Origin of the sequence: Pseudarthrobacter phenanthrenivorans Sphe3 (genome assembly GCF_000189535.1) — a bacterium.
Taxonomy (GTDB): Bacteria; Actinomycetota; Actinomycetes; order Actinomycetales; family Micrococcaceae; genus Arthrobacter; species Arthrobacter phenanthrenivorans.
The window spans coordinates 3,561,870-3,579,031 of the sequence record NC_015145.1 but is presented as its reverse complement, the minus strand read 5'-3'; the positions used below and the strand labels follow the sequence as shown (position 1 = coordinate 3,579,031).

The following is a 17,162-nucleotide window of genomic DNA, read 5'->3' as shown; positions in this document are numbered from 1 at the left end:
CGTCAGCCCGGGAAGGTGCCGGCTCCGCTTCCCAGCAGGCTGCGGGTCAGGGATTCGGCGTCAGCCATCAGTTCCTGTACGGCTGCCGCCAGGTGGGCGTCCGTCACGGGAACCCCTGCCCCCGCCGCGGCCACCACGGCACGACGGACCAGTTCCCGGGCGAAGGAGGCGGTGGTTCCCTCGGTCCGTTCTGCGGCATCCTGGAGGGCTGCCGCACTGAATCCGGCCCGGCGGCTGTACAGCCGGAGAAGTTCAACGCGTTCAGGCAGCGCCGGCAGGGGAATCTCCACTGCGAGGTCCACCCTGCCGGGGCGTTGTGCCAGTGCCCGCTCCAGCAGGTCCGGCCGGTTGGTGGTGAGGATGAAGGCCACATCCGCGTCCTGGTCCAACCCGTCCATCGCGTCCAGCACCTCGAACAGAAGCGGCTGCGGCCCATGGCCAAAGCTTCTGTCCTCAGCAATAAGGTCGCAGTCCTCCAACACCACGATCGACGGCTGGAGGGCCCGTGCCATGCGCGCGGCCTCTGAAATCCGGGCGAGTGAACCGCCCGCAAGCAGGATCACCGTGACGCCCGCGCTTTGGCCGAGGAGGTAGCGGACGGTGTGCGTCTTTCCGGTTCCTGGCGGCCCGTACAGCAGGACGCCCCGCTTGAGGTGTTGCCCGTAGTTCCTGAGGGACTCCCGGTGCGTGGCTATCCCTACCGTGTGGGCGGCCAGCTTCTGCAGCAGCCCCGGCGGCAGGATCACTTCCGGGGCGGCCAGCCGGGGCCGGTGATGGAAGGTCACCCCGCCGCTGCTGGGCCCGAATTCGCCAACGGTCAACGAAACAACCTGCCCCCTTATCACGCTCTGGCTGTCCATCCGCCGCCGGTACCCCGCCAGGAAAGCGGCGCTGGTCTCTGCGCTTCCGGCCACGATTTCCAGCGAAGCGGACTGCCGGCCGGCACGCGGATCCGCCGCCCGCTGCAAAACGGCAACCCTGCCGCCGTCGTACGTAAAAAGCCGCAGCCCGAAGCCCACCGCCTGCCGCTGGGAGTCCGGGCCCACGGCGAGGTTTACGTAGTCCGGCTGGGCCAGCGGAAACTGGGGAAAAAGTTGCGACTGCTGAACCATGTCACTGAGCGATGCATGGTGCCGCTGCCCGCCCCCGCCGATCCCAACGAGCCTGCTTTCCGGGTCCAGGGCGGCCAGCGCGGCAAGGACAATGTCGGCATCGACGAACCTGTGGGACGGAACCTGCTCCTCCACCATGGCCAGCTGTTCGGCCGGCAGTTCCAGGTGCTCCGTCAGTGCGTCCAGAAGCTGCGTCCCGGCGTTGGCCCTGTGGCGGTCCGCCTGCGCCAGCTCCACCAGCGCCGCGAAACTTTCGATGAACTTCCCCAGTTTTTCATCCATGCCCAGACCCTAGCAGTACCGCCTGTCAGCACCGCCGGACGCGTTGTCCGGCTCCGGGACCGGCGGGCAGGCGTTGGAACCGTTCCAGCTCGTCAGGCGTTCATTGCTGTGCCATCCTTACACGTACTGATCCACGCTCCGCTACAAAAGGCCCGCCGATGCACATCACCGCCAAAGACCTCGCCGCCCTTATCCCGCCGGGTTTCACGCTGGGCGTTGCCACAGCGGCTTTCCAGATCGAAGGCGCCCTCGAGGAGGACGGCCGCGGGCCGGCCGGCTGGGATGTGTTTTCGGCCAAGGACGGGGCCATCGTCGAGAACCACAGCCCGGTCACAGCCTGCGACCACTACCACCGGATGCCGCAGGACGTGGCGCTGATGAAGCAGCTGGGGGTGGATTCCTACCGGTTCTCCTTTGCCTGGCCCCGGATCCAGCCCACGGGGAGCGGTCCCGCAAACCGTGCCGGACTGGACTTCTACGACCGGCTCCTGGACGAACTGCTGGCCAACGGCATTTCCCCCATGGCCACGATCTACCACTGGGACACCCCGCTGGCCCTTGACGAGGCCGGCGGCTGGATGAACCGTGACACTGCCTACCGGCTGGGTGAGTATGCGGCCATCCTGGCCGAGGCCTTTGGCGACCGGGTGGCCCGCTGGTGCACCATCAACGAGCCCGCAACGGTCAGCACCAACGGCTACTCGCTGGGCCTGCACTCACCTGGCAAGGAACTGCTGCTGGGCGCGTTTCCCACGGTGCACCACCAGCTCCTTGGACACGGGCTCGCCGTGCAGGCGCTGCGCGCGGCGAAGGTCCCCGGCGAGATCGGCATGACCAATGTCTACTCGCCCATGGTGCCGAACTCCATCAACCCGCTGGACCGGATCAGCGCCGGGCTTATGGACCTGGCGCAGAACCGGCTCTACGCGGACCCCGTGCTGACCGGCAAATACCCTGACCTGATCCGGGCCGCGAAGTTCTTCAGCTCGTTCGAGAGCCCGGAAGAGGACATGGACATCATTTCCCAGCCGCTCGACTTCTACGGGCTCAACTACTACATGCCCACAAAGGTGGCAGTGGGGCCGGGCGGCGGTGCCGTTCCTGCCAGCATGGCTGAAGCCATGGGCAGCGACCTGAGCGCGGCGGGCAACGGCGGAACACCGTTCCACGTGGAAACCTGGCCCGAGGCCGACATCACCGCCTACGGCTGGCCGGTCAAGCCGGAGTACATGGCTGTGGCTTTGAAGGAGATGGGCGAGCGCTACCCCAACCTTCCGCCGGTCATCCTCACCGAGGGCGGGGCCAGCTTCGAGGACATCATCGTCAGGGACAAGTCCACCAACACCAAGTTCATCCCGGACGAGCGCCGGCTCAAGTACCTCTCCGACCACCTCGAAGCGGCGCTGCGGGCCACGGCGCCGGGCGGAGAAGCTGAATCCGTGGACCTGCGCGGGTACTACGTGTGGTCGCTCCTGGACAACTTCGAGTGGTCCGCCGGCTACAATCAGCCCTTCGGGCTCCTGCACGTAGATTTCGAGACGCTGGAAAGGACGCCCAAGGCCTCCTACTTCTGGTTCCAGGAACTTATTGAGGAACGCGACCTGGCAGCGGCAGCCACTGCGGCGATCGCGGAGGCCGTAGCAGGCGGGGACGTGGAGGTGGACGTCCTGGGCACCGACGTGCTGGGCACCGACGCCGTGGGCAGTGGCGTTGTGGACGGCGCGTCCGACGGCGATGTTCCCGCCCTGGGTGCCAGCGCCTAGGAAAGTGCCGGCGGGCCGGCCTCTTGGGGCAGGTTCAGAGCAGGTCCAGCAGGGCGAGCTGCTTGGCGATGCCGGCGCCGTCGGGTGAATAGATCCACGGCACCTTGGACGTAGTGTGGTCCCCGTCCTCGGAGTGGCCGCCGGCGAACACCGACTCGCTGATGGACAGCTGGCGGATGGCGATCGCCGCCACCTTGTCCGGATTCTCCTGCGCGAAACCCGAGTAGATGGCCTCGTCGTGCTGGCCGTTGTCGCCGATCAGCAGCCACCGCATGTCCGGGAATTCCTTGGCGAGCCGCTCCAGGTTGCGGTGCTTGTGCTCTTGGCCGCTGCGGAACCACCGGTCCTGGGTCAGGCCCCAGTCCGTCAGGAGCAGGGCCCCGGAGGGATACATGTTCCGGTTCAGGAACCGGGCCAGGGTGGGAGCCGCATTCCAGGGGCCGGTGGAGAGGTAGATGACCGGCGCGTCCGGGTGTTCGATGGTGAGCCTGTCCAGCAGGACGGCCATGCCTGGCGTGGCCATGCGGGCCCGTTCGCTCAGCACGAAGGTATTCCAGAGGGCCAGGAAGGGCCTGGGCAGGGCCGTGACCATAACCGTGTCGTCAATATCGGAGACGATGCCGAACTTCACGTCGGGGGCGATCACCTGGATCAGGGCCTCCACCGGTTCGGTTCCTTCGGCCCGCAGGACAGCCGTATGCCAGCCCGGCGAGAGCTGGACGCTCACTTCGGTGTCGATGATTCCGCCGCGGTCTGCACGGACATGGGTGGTGACATCGCCGATGGTGATCTCGACGTCGGTGAACTGCAGGGGGACGCTGGTGAAGGCGCGCCAGCCGCGGACGTTCTGGTTGCCGTTCCGGGCCGCATGCTCTGCTTTGCTGCCCGGCAGCGGCTTCTGCGTCAACAGGACCCGGCCCAGTACCCGCACCAAGGTGGTGGAACCGTAACCCTGGTAAGCGATGGTCTGCGGGACGAAATGCCAGCGCTTGGCCAGCTGGATGCGCACGCTGTTGAGGGCGTCCGAGATCCGGTGCGCCAGCTTAAAGACGCTGTTTCCGGAGAGCAGGGCGTGGTCCGTCAATCGCTGCCCATGCGCGGTTGCAGGGTTCCGGGGCGGGTTGTGGGGAGCCGTGTCCATGGCACCACTCTGCCACAGGCTGTCCCGCATGGGCCTCCTCCGGCGGCGTTGCCGTCCTTCCGTGACGTCAGCCCTCTCCCAGGAACCCGCGCAGGGTCTCGGCGTTGCGCACTGCGTTGCCTCCGCCGTCGTTATTGAAATAGGCGTACACGTCCAGCCCGTTGCCCGCCCACTCCCGGATCCTCGCCGCCCACCAATGCAGGTCGTCGTCCGAATACGAGCCGGCGTACAGGTGCTGATGGTCGGGCCCGTGCAGCCGGACGTAGGCGAACGGGGCCGTGGTCCGCAGGATGCACGGCAGGTTGGCGCCGCTCATCACGCAGTAGGCGGCCTGATGGCGTTCCAGTAACGAATACACCTCCGGGTTCTCCCAGCTGGGGTGCCGGAACTCCACAGCCACCCGGATCCAGCCAGGTACTGCCGCCAGGAAGTACTCCAGCCGTGCGTCATCCCGTTCCATCTGCGGCGGCAGTTGGACCAGCAGGACCGCCCGTTTGTCCCCGAGTTCGTGCCAGCACCGCGTAATGCGCTCCAGCCACACCTCCGGTTCGAACAGCTTCCGGGCGTGGGTCAGGCCGCGCGGTGCCTTCACGGACATGGTGAAGCCGTGCGGCAGCCGCTGGTTCCAGCCCGCAAACGTTGTGTCCCGCGGCCAGCGGTAGAAGCTGGCGTTCAGCTCAACGGTGCTGAACCGGGAAACGTAGTGCTTGAGCCGGTCCTTCGGAGGGAGGCCGGGAGGGTAGAGGACGTTTTCCCAGTGATCGTAACTCCATCCCGAGGTGCCGATATGGATTGCCATCATTCCTCCCCGGAAGTCTGCTGCCCGGCCGTAGCTTCAGGCTACACCGGCCATGCCCTTCCCTTTCCGGACGGCTGTGGCAGGGTAAGGACATGGCGCTAATTGAGGATTATGCGGTTGTCGGCGACCTCCAGACGGGTGGCCTGATCAGCAAGGAAGGCTCGATCGACTGGCTTTGCCTTCCCCGGTTCGATTCCCCTGCCTGCTTCAACGCGCTGCTGGACACTCCGGAGGCCGGGCGCTGGCTGTTGGCTCCTGCGGCCGGGGGAGCGTGTACCCGAAGAGGGTACCGCGAGGGCACGCTGGTGCTGGAGACGGAGTGGGAAACGCCCGACGGGACGGTCCGGGTCATCGATTTCATGCCGCCGCGCGACTCCGTGGCGGACATCGTCCGCATCGTGGAAGGCGTGAGCGGCAGCGTCAGGATGCACAGTGAACTGGTCCTCCGCTTTGATTACGGGCACATCATTCCCTGGGTCCGCCGGGACCAGCTGGGACTCCACGCCATTGCCGGGCCGGACGCCGTCTACCTGGTGACGCCGGCGCCCCTTCACGGGGAGAACATGCACACGGTCAGCGATTTCACCGTCGAGGCCGGAGACCGGGTCCCGTTTGTGCTCACCTGGGCGCCAAGCCACGTTGGCAGGCCGCATACCGTCGACGCCGAGGAAGTCCTTCGCACCACGCATGCCTTCTGGCGCGGCTGGGCTTCCCAGTGCACCGTCAAGGGGGAGTACCGGGAGGCGGTGGTGCGTTCCCTGGTGACCCTGAAGGCCCTGACCTATGCGCCCACCGGCGGGATCGTGGCGGCGGTGACCACCTCGTTGCCGGAACACATTGGCGGCCCGCGCAACTGGGACTACCGCTACTGCTGGTTGCGGGACGCCACCATGACGCTGCAGGCCCTCATGGCCGCCGGATATACGGCGGAAGCTGCGGCCTGGCGGGATTGGCTGCTCCGTGCCGTGGCGGGTGACCCGGCCGACCTGCAGATCATGTACGGCATCCACGGCGAGCGGCGCCTGCCGGAAATGGAACTTCCCTGGTTGAAGGGTTATGAGAATTCATCCCCCGTGCGGATCGGCAACGGTGCGGCCGAGCAGCTGCAGCTCGACGTCTGGGGAGAGGTGCTCGACTGCCTTGCCCTGACCCGGAATTCGCTGCTGAAGCACCCGGACGAGGCATGGGATGTGCAGCTTGCCCTGATGGAACACCTGGAAACCATCTGGGACCAGCCGGACAACGGTCTCTGGGAAATGCGCGGCCCGCGCCGCCATTTCACGCATTCCAAGGTGATGGCCTGGGTGGCGGCTGACCGGATGGTGAAAGGTGTCCGGGAGTCGGGCCTTCCGGGGCCCGTGGAACGCTGGGAACGGCTGCGGGAGACCATTCACAAGGACGTTATGGCCAACGGCTTCGACCCGGTCCGCAATACTTTCGTCCAGTCCTATGGCCGGCCGGAGCTGGATGCCAGCCTCCTCCTGATTCCGCGCGTGGGCTTCCTGCCCCCGGACGATCCCCGGGTGATCGGGACCATCGAGGCCATCCAGCGCGAACTCACGGAGGACGGCTTCGTGCTGCGTTACCGTCCGGAAGAGAGCGACGACGGCCTGCCGGGGGACGAGGGCATCTTCGTGGCGTGCTCCTTCTGGCTGGTGGAGGCGCTGCTGGGGGCCGGCAGGCACGAGGAATCGCGGAAACTGTTTGAGCGCCTGCTGGAACTGCGGAACGACGTGGGGCTGCTGAGTGAGGAATGGGCCGTGAAAGCCGGCCGGCAGCTGGGCAACACGCCTCAGGCGTTCAGCCACTTTGCGCTTGTGACTAGCGCCCTGGAGCTTCATCAGGATACGGTTCGGCGAAGTGACACCCCCATTCCGCCGGAGCTGGCGGAGCCGTGCTGAGGCGGTGCGGTCAGGGGGCGGCTTCTCCTTCGCGGAATAGATAAGTATACTTACTAACACCTCATGGAGAGTGCTCCAACGAAGCACAACGCCGTGACCGACGGAGGAGTGATATTAATGGCCGGGTATTTTGAGCTCGTGGACGCGCCTGACGGCGGCTACAGGGTCCGGATGCTGGATGGAGCCGGGAGCCTGATGGCCATCTCGGTCACCTTTCCCACCAAAAGGGCTGCAGTGGCAGGCGTGGCGATGGCCCGTGAAATTGCCGGTACGGGACTGATCCGGGACAAGAGCCGCGACGGCGCCGGGACCGTCATCAGGGAGCGCGTCCGTCCCGTGAACTCCGCCAAGGAGGAAGCCGCCCTCCAAAAGAAGGTTCCTTCAGCCCGCCGGGCAGCGGTGGGCTGATGGGTCCGCTGCATACTGCACCCCCTGGCGGCCGACGCCGGGGGGTTCTTTTTGACGTTGACGGGACCTTGATCGACTCGTCCTACATCCACACCATCTCCTGGTGGGGCGCCTTTCGGCAGCAGGGCTACGACATCCCGATGGCGTCCATCCACCATTTCGTGGGAATGGGCGGCGACCGGCTGGTGGACAGCCTCCTGCCCGGGGAGCGCGACCGTTCCGCCGACCCGGACATCATGGCCAGCCACGGCGCACTGTACGCCTCCCACTGGCCGGCACTCCGGCCTTTTGATGGTGTGAAAGACCTCCTGGCGCAGTGCCATGCCGGGGGACTGGCCGTTGCCCTGGCTTCTTCCGCGCGCAAGAAGGACCTGGAGGTCATGAAGGGCATCCTGGATGCCGATGCGTTCATTGATGGCGCCACGAGCGCCAACGACGCCAAGGAAAGCAAGCCCTCCCCGGACATCCTGGTGGCCGCTCTGGAGGCGATCGGCGTCCGGGCGGCAGACGCCGTTTTTGTGGGCGACGCCGTCTGGGACATGAAGGCTGCGGCAGCCCTCGGGATCCCCGCTGTTGCCGTCAGGTGCGGAGGAATCAACGCAGCTGAACTTCGGGAGGCGGGGGCCGTGGAGGTCTACGATGGGCCGGCGGACCTTCTCCGGAACCTCAACTCGAGCGCCATTGGCCGGCTCATCGCTAGGACCTGAGGACCTTCCCTAGACTGCCTGCCCGCCGGCCACCGCGTCTTCGTCCCCCTGGTTCGCGGGCTTAGCCCAGGACACCGCTACCTTGACGGAGCCGTCGTCGTTCCTCTCGATGTCTGTGACGATATCGGACACGCTGGCACCCATCTCCACAATACGGTGGCGGTATGAGTTGACCAGCTCCTCGAGGCTGGCCTCCGTCCACTCGCCCGGCCGCATGCGCGTGGAAATTTCAACGGGTTCGGGCTGATAGAGCGACATGGCGTTCCTCTTTCACACATAGCGGCGGAGCTGGCCCTTCCCACGCTAGAAGCCCGAAGCGGGGACGGCAAGTATTTAGTCAGCCTGCTTACTTTTTTCCGCTGAAGTCGATACCGTCGAGGGATGGGCTCCAGCCCGGACTGAAGGCGAAACCTCCAGAAAGGCGAATTGTGAAAGCACTGACATGGCAAGGAAAACGCTCCGTAAGCGTCCAGGAAGTACCGGACCCTATGATCCAGGAGCCCACTGACGCCATAATCCGGATCACCTCCACGGCTATCTGCGGCTCCGACCTGCACCTGTACGAGGTGCTGGGCCCGTACATGCACAAGGGCGACGTGATCGGCCACGAACCCATGGGCATCGTGGAGGAAGTGGGCAGCGCCGTCACCAACCTGCGCAAAGGCGACCGGGTGGTGGTTCCCTTCAACATCGCCTGCGGCCACTGCTATATGTGTTCACTGGGCCTGCAATCCCAGTGCGAAACCACCCAGGTCAAGGACAAGGGATCCGGCGCGGCGCTCTTTGGCTACTCGGAACTCTACGGTTCCGTCCCCGGCGGCCAGGCCGAGTACCTGCGCGTGCCGCACGCGGATTACGGCCCGGTGAAGGTAGGAACGGAACTTCCGGATGAGCGGTACTTGTTCCTCTCCGACATTCTTCCCACTGCCTGGCAGGCCGTGGAATACGCCGACACTCCCGCGGGCGGCACCCTGGCTGTGTTCGGCCTTGGCCCGGTGGGCCAGTTCGCCGGACGGATCGGCGTCCAGCGCGGGCTTCGCGTCATAGGTATCGACCCCGTTCCGGAACGCCGCGCCATGGCTGCGCGGCACGGTGTGGAAACGCTCGATTACGGCAAAGGCGTGGCGGACGAACTGCGGGAGATGACGGCCGGAAGGGGTCCGGACGCGGTGGTGGACGCCGTCGGAATGGAAGCCCACGGGTCTCCGGCAGCCGGCTTTGCCCACCAGGCGCTGGGGCTCCTGCCGGACAAGCTGGCCCAGAAAGCCATGGAAACCGCGGGGGTGGACCGCCTCGCCGCATTGCACACGTCCATAGATGCGGTCCGCCGCGGCGGAACGCTCTCGCTGAGCGGCGTATACGGTGGCCAGGCCAGCCCCATGCCCATGCTCACCATGTTCGACAAGCAGCTCCAGGTCCGGATGGGGCAGTGCAATGTGCGCCGCTGGACTGACCAGCTGCTTCCCATGGTGGAGGACGACGCCGATCCGTTGGGCGTGATGGACCTGGTCACCCACCGTTCGGGGCTGGAAGGGGCACCCGCCCTGTACGAGAAGTTCCAGAAGAAGGAGGACGGCTGCATCAAGGTGGTCCTGAACCCCTAGCCTGCCGGGCACAGACTGTTCAGGGCTTCCTGCGCCACGTCCTGCATTTCGAGGATCAGCGGATTGAGCTCAAGGGTGGGCGGCGCGGGCGGGTAGGCAACTGACATCGCCAGTTGCCTGCTGCCGTCCTCGCTGGTCATCGCGATCGTGCCGTAACCGTCGGTGTCACCGGGAAGGCCGTAGTAGAAGCGGTTGTTGCAGGTGTTGTTCCAGCGCCGCAGGGCAAAGCCGTAGTACTGCGAGTAGCCGCCCTTCATGGCCGTCACACTGTCCGGCGGGAGCAGTCTTCCCTGCAGCAGCGCGGCGTAGAAGGTGTTCACTTCCTCCACGGTTGACAGGGCTCCGCTGGAGGGTGATTCTGCCTGCGATGCCAGCATGCTGGCGTCCCTTCGGGTGCCCTCGATGATGACGTAGCCGTGAACCATGCCTGCGGGCGGAAAGCCCCCCAGCCGGGTTGTTCGGAGGCCGAGGGGACGGGCGATGTCCTCCGCGAGGACCTGGGCGATGCTCCGGCCGCGGAGCCGCTCAACCATCAGGGCAAGAGCCGCGTAGTTGGAACGGGAATAGTCGAAAATCCGTGCCAGCCGGCCGTCCCACCGCACGGTGGCAGCGAGGGCAAGCTGCTGCTCAAGGCTGAGTGCGCGGTTGGCCGTTTCTTCCCAATGCCCGCTGGCCAGAAGGGGGACGGAGAAGTCGGGCAGGCCGGATTCGTGCGTCAGAAGCTGGCGTACTGTGACGGGGCCGGGCGGATGCAGGACGCTGCCGAACTCGGGCAGGTAGGTACTGACCTGGCTGTCCAGGTCCAGTTTCCCTTCCCCGGCCAGCTTCATCACCGAAACAGCGATGAAGGTCTCGGTGATGCCGCCTATCCGGACGGGATCGGAAACCGAGACCTGGCCGCCCGTTTCCAAGCTGCGAACGCCGGCAGCGTGGTTCCAGGACTCGCCTTTGTCCTTGACCGAGATCAGTACTGCGGGCGCACCTTCCTCCAGCATCCGCGCGCTGAAAGCCTCCAGCAGGGCAAAGGCGGCGGACTGGTCCGGCTCCGGAGGTTCGGGCTCGCCGGTGCAGCCCGCGGAAGTGGCGGCCAGCAGGACGGCACACACGGCGGCGGCAATCCGCCTCCACGTGCCACCCCGGCGTGTGCCCATGCCACCCATTTTCCCCCTCCCAACCAGGTAGCGCTAAGTGTCGTTTTGGAGCCCCAAAACGACACTTAGCGCTACTCAGTTGGGAGGGGAGGGGTGCTTAGGTGAGGCGCACCTGGCGGTTCATGTCCTTGTACAGCAGGTACCGGAACTCGCCCGGGCCGCCGGCGTAGCAGGCCTGCGGGCAGAAGGCGCGCAGCCACATGAAGTCGCCGGCCTCCACCTCAACCCAGTCGTTGTTCAGCAGGTACATGGCCTTGCCCTCCAGGACGTACAGGCCGTGCTCCATGACGTGGGTTTCCGGGAACGGGATGACGCCGCCGGGCTGGAACGTCACGATGTTGACCTGCATGTCGTGGGCCAGGTCATTGGAGTCCGTGAAGCGGGTGGTCTTCCAGACGTCGTTGGTGTCCGGCATCGACGTGGGCTCCACGTCCTTTTCGTTGGTGACGAAGGACTTGGCCTCGTAGCCCTCAAGGCGCTCGTAGGCCTTGCGGATCCAGTGGAAGGACACGACGTCGTCCGAAACGTTCTCCAGGCCCCACTCCGAACCGGCGGCCAGGTAGGCGTAGCCGCCTTCCTCCATCTGGTGCAGTTCGCCGTCCAAGGTGAGGTTGAGTTTGCCGCGGGTCACGAAAACGACGCCTTCGACGCCGGCTTCGAACTCCGCCTTGGGGGCGCCGCCGCCCGGGGCGATCTCCACTATCAGCTGCGAGAAGGTGGTGGCGAAGCCCGAGATGGGCCGGGCGATGATCCAGGAGCGGGTGTTCGAAAAGCCCGGCAGGTTGGACGTGACGATGTCCGTCATCACGCCCTTCGGGATCACCGTGTACGCCTCGGTGACGATGGCACGTTCAGTTGTCAGGTGCGTCTGCGGCGGCAGCCCGCCGGTGGGGGAGTAGTACTTGCCCATCAAATTTCCTTTGCTTACGAGTTGGAAGTGGTGGCGAGCCGCGGGTGCGCGAGTGCGGTGAGCTGCGGAAGTCCGACGCCGGCAAGCGCCTGGACCTCTTCGGCACCGACAGCACCGCATTGGACGCCACGCAGGACGAAGGCGGCGAGGGCACGGGCGGTGGCGGGCTCGTCCATGACGCCACCTTCGGTCCGCTCCACATAGTTGCGAAGGCGGGCGGCCGCGGCCGGAAGGCCCTCGCGGTAAAAGGCGTAGGTGGCGGCGAAGCGGCTGGGCAGCTGTGCCGGGTGCAGGTCCCAGCCCTGGTAGTAGCCGCGCTCCAGCGACCGCCGGACCAGCCGGCCGTGCAGCTGCCAGGCATTCTCCACGTTGTCACCCACAGGGATGATGTTGGTGGACCCGTCGGAGAGTCGGATGCCGGTGCCGGCCACGGCCAGCTGCATGACCTCCTTGGCGAAGTCGGCCACCGGGTGTTCCATGGACTGGTACTCCGCCGAGATCTGCAGCGACGCAGAGTAGTCGTACGTGCCGTAGTGCAGCCCGCTGATCCGGCCCGGCACGGCGTGCGGCAGCTGCGCCACCGGCGACGTTCCCTCCGGTCCCAGGATCAGCTGCGGGGTTTCCACCTGCACCTCGAAACGGAGCCGTCCGGAGGGGAGCGAGTGCACTTCCTCCAACCGGGACACGGCGTAGTCCATTGCTTGCACCTGGGCCACCGTGGTGACCTTGGGCAGGGTCAGGACCAGCCCTTCGGGGAGTTCTCCGGCCGCCGCGAGGCCGGAGACAAACAGGTCCAGCGTGCGCAGTCCGCGGGCCCTGGTGGGCGCTTCGAAGCACTTGAACCGGATGCCGATGAACGGGGGAGCGGACCCGGCAGCGACTGCCTTGGCCACCGCGGAAGCCGCAGTCACCGCGGCGGCGTCCTCGGCGTCGTCGCCCCTGTCCCCGAAGCCATCCTCAAAATCGAGCCGCAGGTCCTCGATGGGCTCGCTGGAAAGCTTGGCCTCGACGCGCGGGGCTACGGCCTCGGCGAGGCCGGCGTCCTGGCCCAGGAGCGAGCCAAGCCTTTCGAACCCGCCGTGGGCCTCCGCCGTCGCCAGCGCCTGGGCACCCCAGTCAGCAGCGAACGACGGCGTAAAGCGGTCCGCGGGCACGTATACCGTGTGGACGGGCTGGCGGGAGCCGTCGTCGCCCGGGTAGTTCTGCTCCAGCAGGCGGTCGGTTGCGGCCAGCTGCCCGTCGATGTGTGCCAGGTCCCCGGCAGAGAGCGAGGGCTTGGGTGATGCTGCCATGCCTCAGCCCACCAGTTCGTAGGCGGGGGTGGTGAGGAAGTCGGTGTAGTCCTCCGAGAGGCAGATGTCGGCAATCAGTTCGCTGGCCGGCTGGTAGTAGCGCCGGAACGCCTCGTCACCGAACTCGGTGCGGAGCCGTTCGGTTTCTTCGCCGAGGATCCGCTCCACGAGCTCGCGGGTGACCGTGTTGCCGGTGTCCGCGAGCACTGACTTGTTCCGGATCTGCTGCCACACCTGGGACCGGGAGATCTCCGCCGTCGCGGCATCCTCCATCAGGTTGTGGATGGCCACGGCGCCGTTCCCGGACAGCCAGACCGCCGTGTAGGCCACGGCGACGTAGAGGTTCAGCCGCAGCCCGGCCTCGGTCACCTGGCCGTCGGCGGAGGAGACATCCAGCAACTGTTCTGCCGTGACGTTGACCTCCGGGCGCTGCTTGTCCACCTGGTTCGGTTTGTCTCCCAGCACCGAGTCAAAGACCTCGCGGCAGGTCGGTACCAGGTCCGGGTGCGCCACCCAAGAACCGTCAAAGCCGTCGTTCGCCTCGCGGGTCTTGTCCGCGCGGACCTTGGCGAAGGCTGCCTCGGTAACCTCAGGGTGCCGCCGGTTGGGAATGACTGCCGCCATGCCGCCCATGGCGAAGGCACCGCGCTTGTGGCAGGTTTTCACCAGCAGTTCGGTGTAGGCACGCATGAACGGGGCAGTCATGGCAACGGAAGCGCGGTCCGGGAGCACAAACTCCTCGCCGGCGTCGCGGAAGTACTTGATGATGCTGAACAGGTAGTCCCAGCGGCCGGCGTTCAGGCCCGAGGCGTGGTCGCGCAGTTCGTAGAGGATCTCGTCCATCTCGAAGGCTGCCGGGATGGTCTCGATCAGCACAGTGGCCCTGACGGTGCCCTGGCCCAGTCCCAGGTAGTCCTGCGCGAAAACGAACACATCGTTCCAGAGCCGGGCTTCGAGGTGGCTTTCCATCTTGGGCAGGTAGTAGTACGGTCCCTGCCCATTGAGCACCAGCTGCTTGGCAACATGGAAGAAGTGCAGGCCGAAGTCCACCAGCGCACCGACGGCCGGTTCGCCGTTGACCAGCAGGTGCTTTTCCTGCATGTGCCAGCCACGGGGGCGGGCCACCACGACGGCGAGCGGCGCGTCCGTGCGGAGCCGGTACTCCTTGCCCTCGTCCGAGGTGTAGCTGAGGGTGCCCTGGGCGGCATCGCGGAGGTTCAGGATAGCGTCGATGACGTTGCCCCAGGTGGGGGTGCTGGCGTCCTCGAGGTCCGCGAGCCACACCTTGGCGCCGGAGTTCAGTGCATTGATGGCCATCTTCGCCGGCGAGGCCGGCCCGGTCATCTCGACCCTGCGGTCCTGCAAGGCGGCCGGGGCGGGCGCAACCTTCCAATCGCCGTCGCGCACGTCCTTGGTCTCCGGCAGGAAGTCCAGCTTGCCGGTCTCCGCGACGCGCTGCCGCTTGGCGGCACGGGCCTGCAGGAGTTCGTTGCGCGTGCCGGCGAAGCGGTTGTGCAGTTCCTCCACGAAGGCCAGTGCCTTGGGGGTGAGGATTTCCTCCGCGCGGTCGATGGGCCGGGGGTCTGTGACAGTGATGGCCATTTCTGGTCCTTTCCTTGTGCTGGAGTCAGGCGGTGAATCAGGCGCTGGCCAGGGCGGCAACGGGAGCCGCAGTGTCCGGTTCCGCTGAAGTTGCCGCGTTGGCGGCGTGGGCGGCAGCGGCAACTGCGGAGGCAACATCGGCGGCCACATGCGGATCGAAGACGCTGGGGATAATGTAGCTGGCATTGAGCTCGTCGTCAGCCACGCGGTTGGCGATCGCCTCCGCGGCGGCCACCAGCATCTCCGGAGTGATGTCCGAGGCTCCGGCGTCGAGCAGGCCGCGGAAGAAGCCCGGGAACGCCAGCACGTTGTTGATCTGGTTGGGGAAGTCGCTGCGGCCCGTGGCCACCACGGCGGCGTGCTTTGCCGCAATGACGGGATCAATTTCCGGCGTCGGGTTGGCCATGGCGAACACGATGGCGTTCGGTGCCATGGCTGCCACCTGCTCTTCACCGATGACGTGCGGTGCGCTGACGCCGATGAAGACGTCGGCGCCGACGAGGGCCTCGTGCAGGGTGCCGGCGAAGCCTTCCTCGTTGGTGTTTGCCGCGATCCAGCTCCGGTGCTCGTCCCCGTAGGTTTCGCCCGAGTGGATGGCGCCGGAGCGGCCGGCGGCGATGATGTGCCGTGCACCCTGGGCCTTGAGGAGCTGGATGATGGCCGAACCGGCGGCGCCGACGCCCGAGACGACAATCTTCACCTCGCTGAGCTTCTTGTCCACCACGCGCAGTGCGTTGACCAGGGCTGCAAGGGTGACGATCGCGGTGCCGTGCTGGTCATCGTGGAACACCGGGATGTCCAGTTCCTCGCGGAGCCGGTTCTCGATCTCGAAGCAGCGCGGGGCGGCGATGTCCTCCAGGTTGATGCCGCCGTAGACCGGGGCCATGGCCTTGGCGATCATGATGATTTCCTCGGTGTCCTGGGTGTCCAGGCAGACGGGCCAGGCGTCCACGTTGGCGAACTGCTTGAAGAGGGCGGCCTTGCCTTCCATGACGGGAAGGGCCGCGGCCGGGCCGATGTTGCCCAGGCCCAGGACGGCGGAACCGTCGGTGAGGACGGCGATGGTGTTGCGCTTGACGGTGAGGTTGCGGGCTGCCGCGGGGTCCTCGGCGATGGCCAGGCAGACGCGGGCGACGCCGGGGGTGTAGGCGCGGGAGAGGTCGTCGCGGTTGCGCAGGGCTACCTTGGGGACGACTTCCAGCTTGCCGCCCAAGTGCATGAGGAAGGTGCGGTCGGAAACGTGCTGGACCGTGACGCCATCGAGCGCGTTGAGGGCGTCCTTGACGCGGGCGGCGTGCTCGTCGTCCGTGGTGTTGCAGGTGACGTCCACGACGAGGGTTTCGTGGTGGGACTCGCTGACATCCAGTGCGGTGATGGCCGCGCCCGCAGCGCCAACGGCGGCGGCGAGCTCACTGGTGGCGCTGAAGCTCGAGGGCGCTTCCACGCGCAGGGTGATCGAATTTCCGGGGCTGGGGTTCGCCATTGAATGTCCTCCTGTTGGGCCCGGGACCGGGCGTCTGCTCAATCAAAACTTTTCGTATTATGGATATTATTATCTGCAAGATGGAAACACAAGCCCCCGCAATGCGACTGTTTCACGTGCATCGCGGACTCCGTGCCTGTGCTGTATGTTGGGTGTTCTAAGCAATTCTTTTCACGATGCGGATAAGAGTTGTCGGATTCCGAGCCACAGGAGACAACGGAATGGCAGAAAAAGCGTCGGGCGGCGTGCAGTCGGTGGAGCGCGTCTTCGAACTGCTGGAGCTCATCACGGACGCCGGTGGCGACGTTACGCTCAGCGAGCTCTCCTCGTCCACGGACCTCCCCCTGCCCACCATCCACCGCCTGTTGCGGACCCTGGTATCGCTGGGTTACATCCGGCAGCTGCCCAACCGGCGCTACGCCCTGGGCCCCCGGCTGATCCGCCTGGGTGAGGGTGCCAACAAGCAGCTCGGCGCCGTGGCGCGGCCCCAGCTGAAGACGCTGGTGGACAGGCTGGGGGAGACCTCCAACATGGCCGTCCTTGACTCGGACATGGTCATCTATGTGGCCCAGGTGCCGTCGCTGCACTCCATGCGCATGTTCACCGAGGTGGGCCGGCGCGCCCACACCCACGCCACCGGCGTCGGCAAGGCCATCCTGGCCCAGCTGGACGACGATACAGTGCGCGGCATCGTGGCCCGCGCCGGAATGCCCACCCCCACGCCCAAGAGCATTGGCGACGTGGAGGACCTGCTGGCCGACCTCAAGCTCATCCGCGAACGCGGCTACTCAATCGACGAGGAGGAGCAGGAGCTCGGCGTGCGCTGCTTCGCCATGGCTGTTCCCAACGCTCCCACCCCCACCGCCATTTCGGTGTCCGGACCCGTGTCCCGGGTGGACGAACACTTCGCGGACAAGGCGGTGCCCGTCCTGCGCGAGGCCGCCGAGGCCATCTCGCTGGAGATGAACCGCACCTGAGCCCTCGGCGAACCACGGACGACGGCGGCC

The 17,162-nt window shown here is 66.3% G+C and carries 15 protein-coding genes; 6 read left to right on the top strand and 9 right to left on the bottom strand.

Going from position 1 to position 17,162, the window contains the following annotated elements; all coding sequences use genetic code 11:
- Positions 1-2: 2 nt before the first annotated feature.
- Positions 3-1,394 carry an AAA family ATPase gene (locus ASPHE3_RS22955; protein WP_013602354.1) on the bottom strand — a complete coding sequence of 464 codons (1,392 nt, stop codon included), beginning with the start codon at positions 1,392-1,394 and terminating at the stop codon, positions 3-5.
- Positions 1,395-1,552: 158 nt separating this feature from the next.
- On the opposite strand from ASPHE3_RS22955, the gene ASPHE3_RS16615 reads away from it, so the two are divergent.
- The gene (locus ASPHE3_RS16615; protein ID WP_013602353.1) at positions 1,553-3,157 is read left to right on the top strand and encodes a glycoside hydrolase family 1 protein; all 1,605 of its coding nucleotides are present in this window, start codon (positions 1,553-1,555) and stop codon (positions 3,155-3,157) included.
- A gap of 34 nt (positions 3,158-3,191) precedes the next feature.
- On the opposite strand, the gene ASPHE3_RS16610 is transcribed toward ASPHE3_RS16615, so the two are convergent.
- Positions 3,192-4,298, bottom strand: a complete 1,107-nt coding sequence (locus tag ASPHE3_RS16610; protein ID WP_246084756.1) for an App1 family protein — start codon at positions 4,296-4,298, stop codon at positions 3,192-3,194.
- A gap of 67 nt (positions 4,299-4,365) precedes the next feature.
- Positions 4,366-5,097, bottom strand: coding sequence for a DUF72 domain-containing protein (locus tag ASPHE3_RS16605; protein WP_013602351.1), 732 nt, complete (start codon positions 5,095-5,097; stop codon positions 4,366-4,368).
- A gap of 92 nt (positions 5,098-5,189) precedes the next feature.
- Here ASPHE3_RS16605 and ASPHE3_RS16600 point away from each other — a divergent pair, with 92 nt between their 5' ends.
- From ASPHE3_RS16600 to ASPHE3_RS16590, 3 genes are all read left to right on the top strand, one after another.
- Positions 5,190-6,998 carry a glycoside hydrolase family 15 protein gene (locus tag ASPHE3_RS16600; RefSeq protein ID WP_013602350.1) on the top strand — a complete coding sequence of 603 codons (1,809 nt, stop codon included), beginning with the start codon at positions 5,190-5,192 and terminating at the stop codon, positions 6,996-6,998.
- Positions 6,999-7,115: 117 nt separating this feature from the next.
- Positions 7,116-7,406 carry a hypothetical protein gene (locus ASPHE3_RS16595; protein WP_013602349.1) on the top strand — a complete coding sequence of 97 codons (291 nt, stop codon included), beginning with the start codon at positions 7,116-7,118 and terminating at the stop codon, positions 7,404-7,406.
- Positions 7,406-8,113: an HAD family hydrolase gene (locus ASPHE3_RS16590; RefSeq protein WP_041652303.1), complete on the top strand. Its 708-nt coding sequence runs from the start codon at positions 7,406-7,408 to the stop codon at positions 8,111-8,113. The genes ASPHE3_RS16595 and ASPHE3_RS16590 overlap by 1 nt, the downstream gene beginning before the upstream one ends.
- A gap of 9 nt (positions 8,114-8,122) precedes the next feature.
- Here the strand turns inward: ASPHE3_RS16590 and ASPHE3_RS16585 are convergent, their stop codons facing one another.
- Positions 8,123-8,371, bottom strand: coding sequence for a hypothetical protein (locus ASPHE3_RS16585; protein WP_013602347.1), 249 nt, complete (start codon positions 8,369-8,371; stop codon positions 8,123-8,125).
- 170 nt (positions 8,372-8,541) lie between these two features.
- Here ASPHE3_RS16585 and ASPHE3_RS16580 point away from each other — a divergent pair, with 170 nt between their 5' ends.
- A complete protein-coding gene (locus ASPHE3_RS16580; protein ID WP_013602346.1) occupies positions 8,542-9,717 on the top strand; it encodes a zinc-dependent alcohol dehydrogenase in 1,176 nt (391 codons plus the stop codon).
- On the opposite strand, the gene ASPHE3_RS16575 is transcribed toward ASPHE3_RS16580, so the two are convergent.
- The 5 genes from ASPHE3_RS16575 to ASPHE3_RS16555 all read right to left on the bottom strand — a co-directional run bounded on the left by ASPHE3_RS16575 (position 9,714) and on the right by ASPHE3_RS16555 (position 16,155).
- Positions 9,714-10,868: a serine hydrolase domain-containing protein gene (locus ASPHE3_RS16575; RefSeq protein WP_013602345.1), complete on the bottom strand. Its 1,155-nt coding sequence runs from the start codon at positions 10,866-10,868 to the stop codon at positions 9,714-9,716. The two genes, ASPHE3_RS16580 and ASPHE3_RS16575, sit on opposite strands and share 4 nt — an antisense overlap.
- A 97-nt stretch (positions 10,869-10,965) precedes the next feature.
- Positions 10,966-11,778 carry a bifunctional allantoicase/(S)-ureidoglycine aminohydrolase gene (locus tag ASPHE3_RS16570; RefSeq protein ID WP_013602344.1) on the bottom strand — a complete coding sequence of 271 codons (813 nt, stop codon included), beginning with the start codon at positions 11,776-11,778 and terminating at the stop codon, positions 10,966-10,968.
- Positions 11,779-11,792: 14 nt separating this feature from the next.
- On the bottom strand, positions 11,793-13,070 hold the full coding sequence (locus tag ASPHE3_RS16565) for a DUF6986 family protein (RefSeq protein WP_013602343.1): 1,278 nt from the start codon (positions 13,068-13,070) through the stop codon (positions 11,793-11,795).
- A gap of 3 nt (positions 13,071-13,073) precedes the next feature.
- The gene (gene aceB / locus ASPHE3_RS16560; RefSeq protein ID WP_013602342.1) at positions 13,074-14,672 is read right to left on the bottom strand and encodes a malate synthase A; all 1,599 of its coding nucleotides are present in this window, start codon (positions 14,670-14,672) and stop codon (positions 13,074-13,076) included.
- 37 nt (positions 14,673-14,709) lie between these two features.
- Positions 14,710-16,155, bottom strand: a complete 1,446-nt coding sequence (locus tag ASPHE3_RS16555; protein WP_013602341.1) for an NAD-dependent malic enzyme — start codon at positions 16,153-16,155, stop codon at positions 14,710-14,712.
- 221 nt (positions 16,156-16,376) lie between these two features.
- Here ASPHE3_RS16555 and ASPHE3_RS16550 point away from each other — a divergent pair, with 221 nt between their 5' ends.
- Complete coding sequence (locus ASPHE3_RS16550) at positions 16,377-17,132, top strand: IclR family transcriptional regulator (RefSeq protein ID WP_013602340.1); 756 nt, start codon at positions 16,377-16,379, stop codon at positions 17,130-17,132.
- The last annotated feature ends 30 nt before the right edge of the window (positions 17,133-17,162 follow it).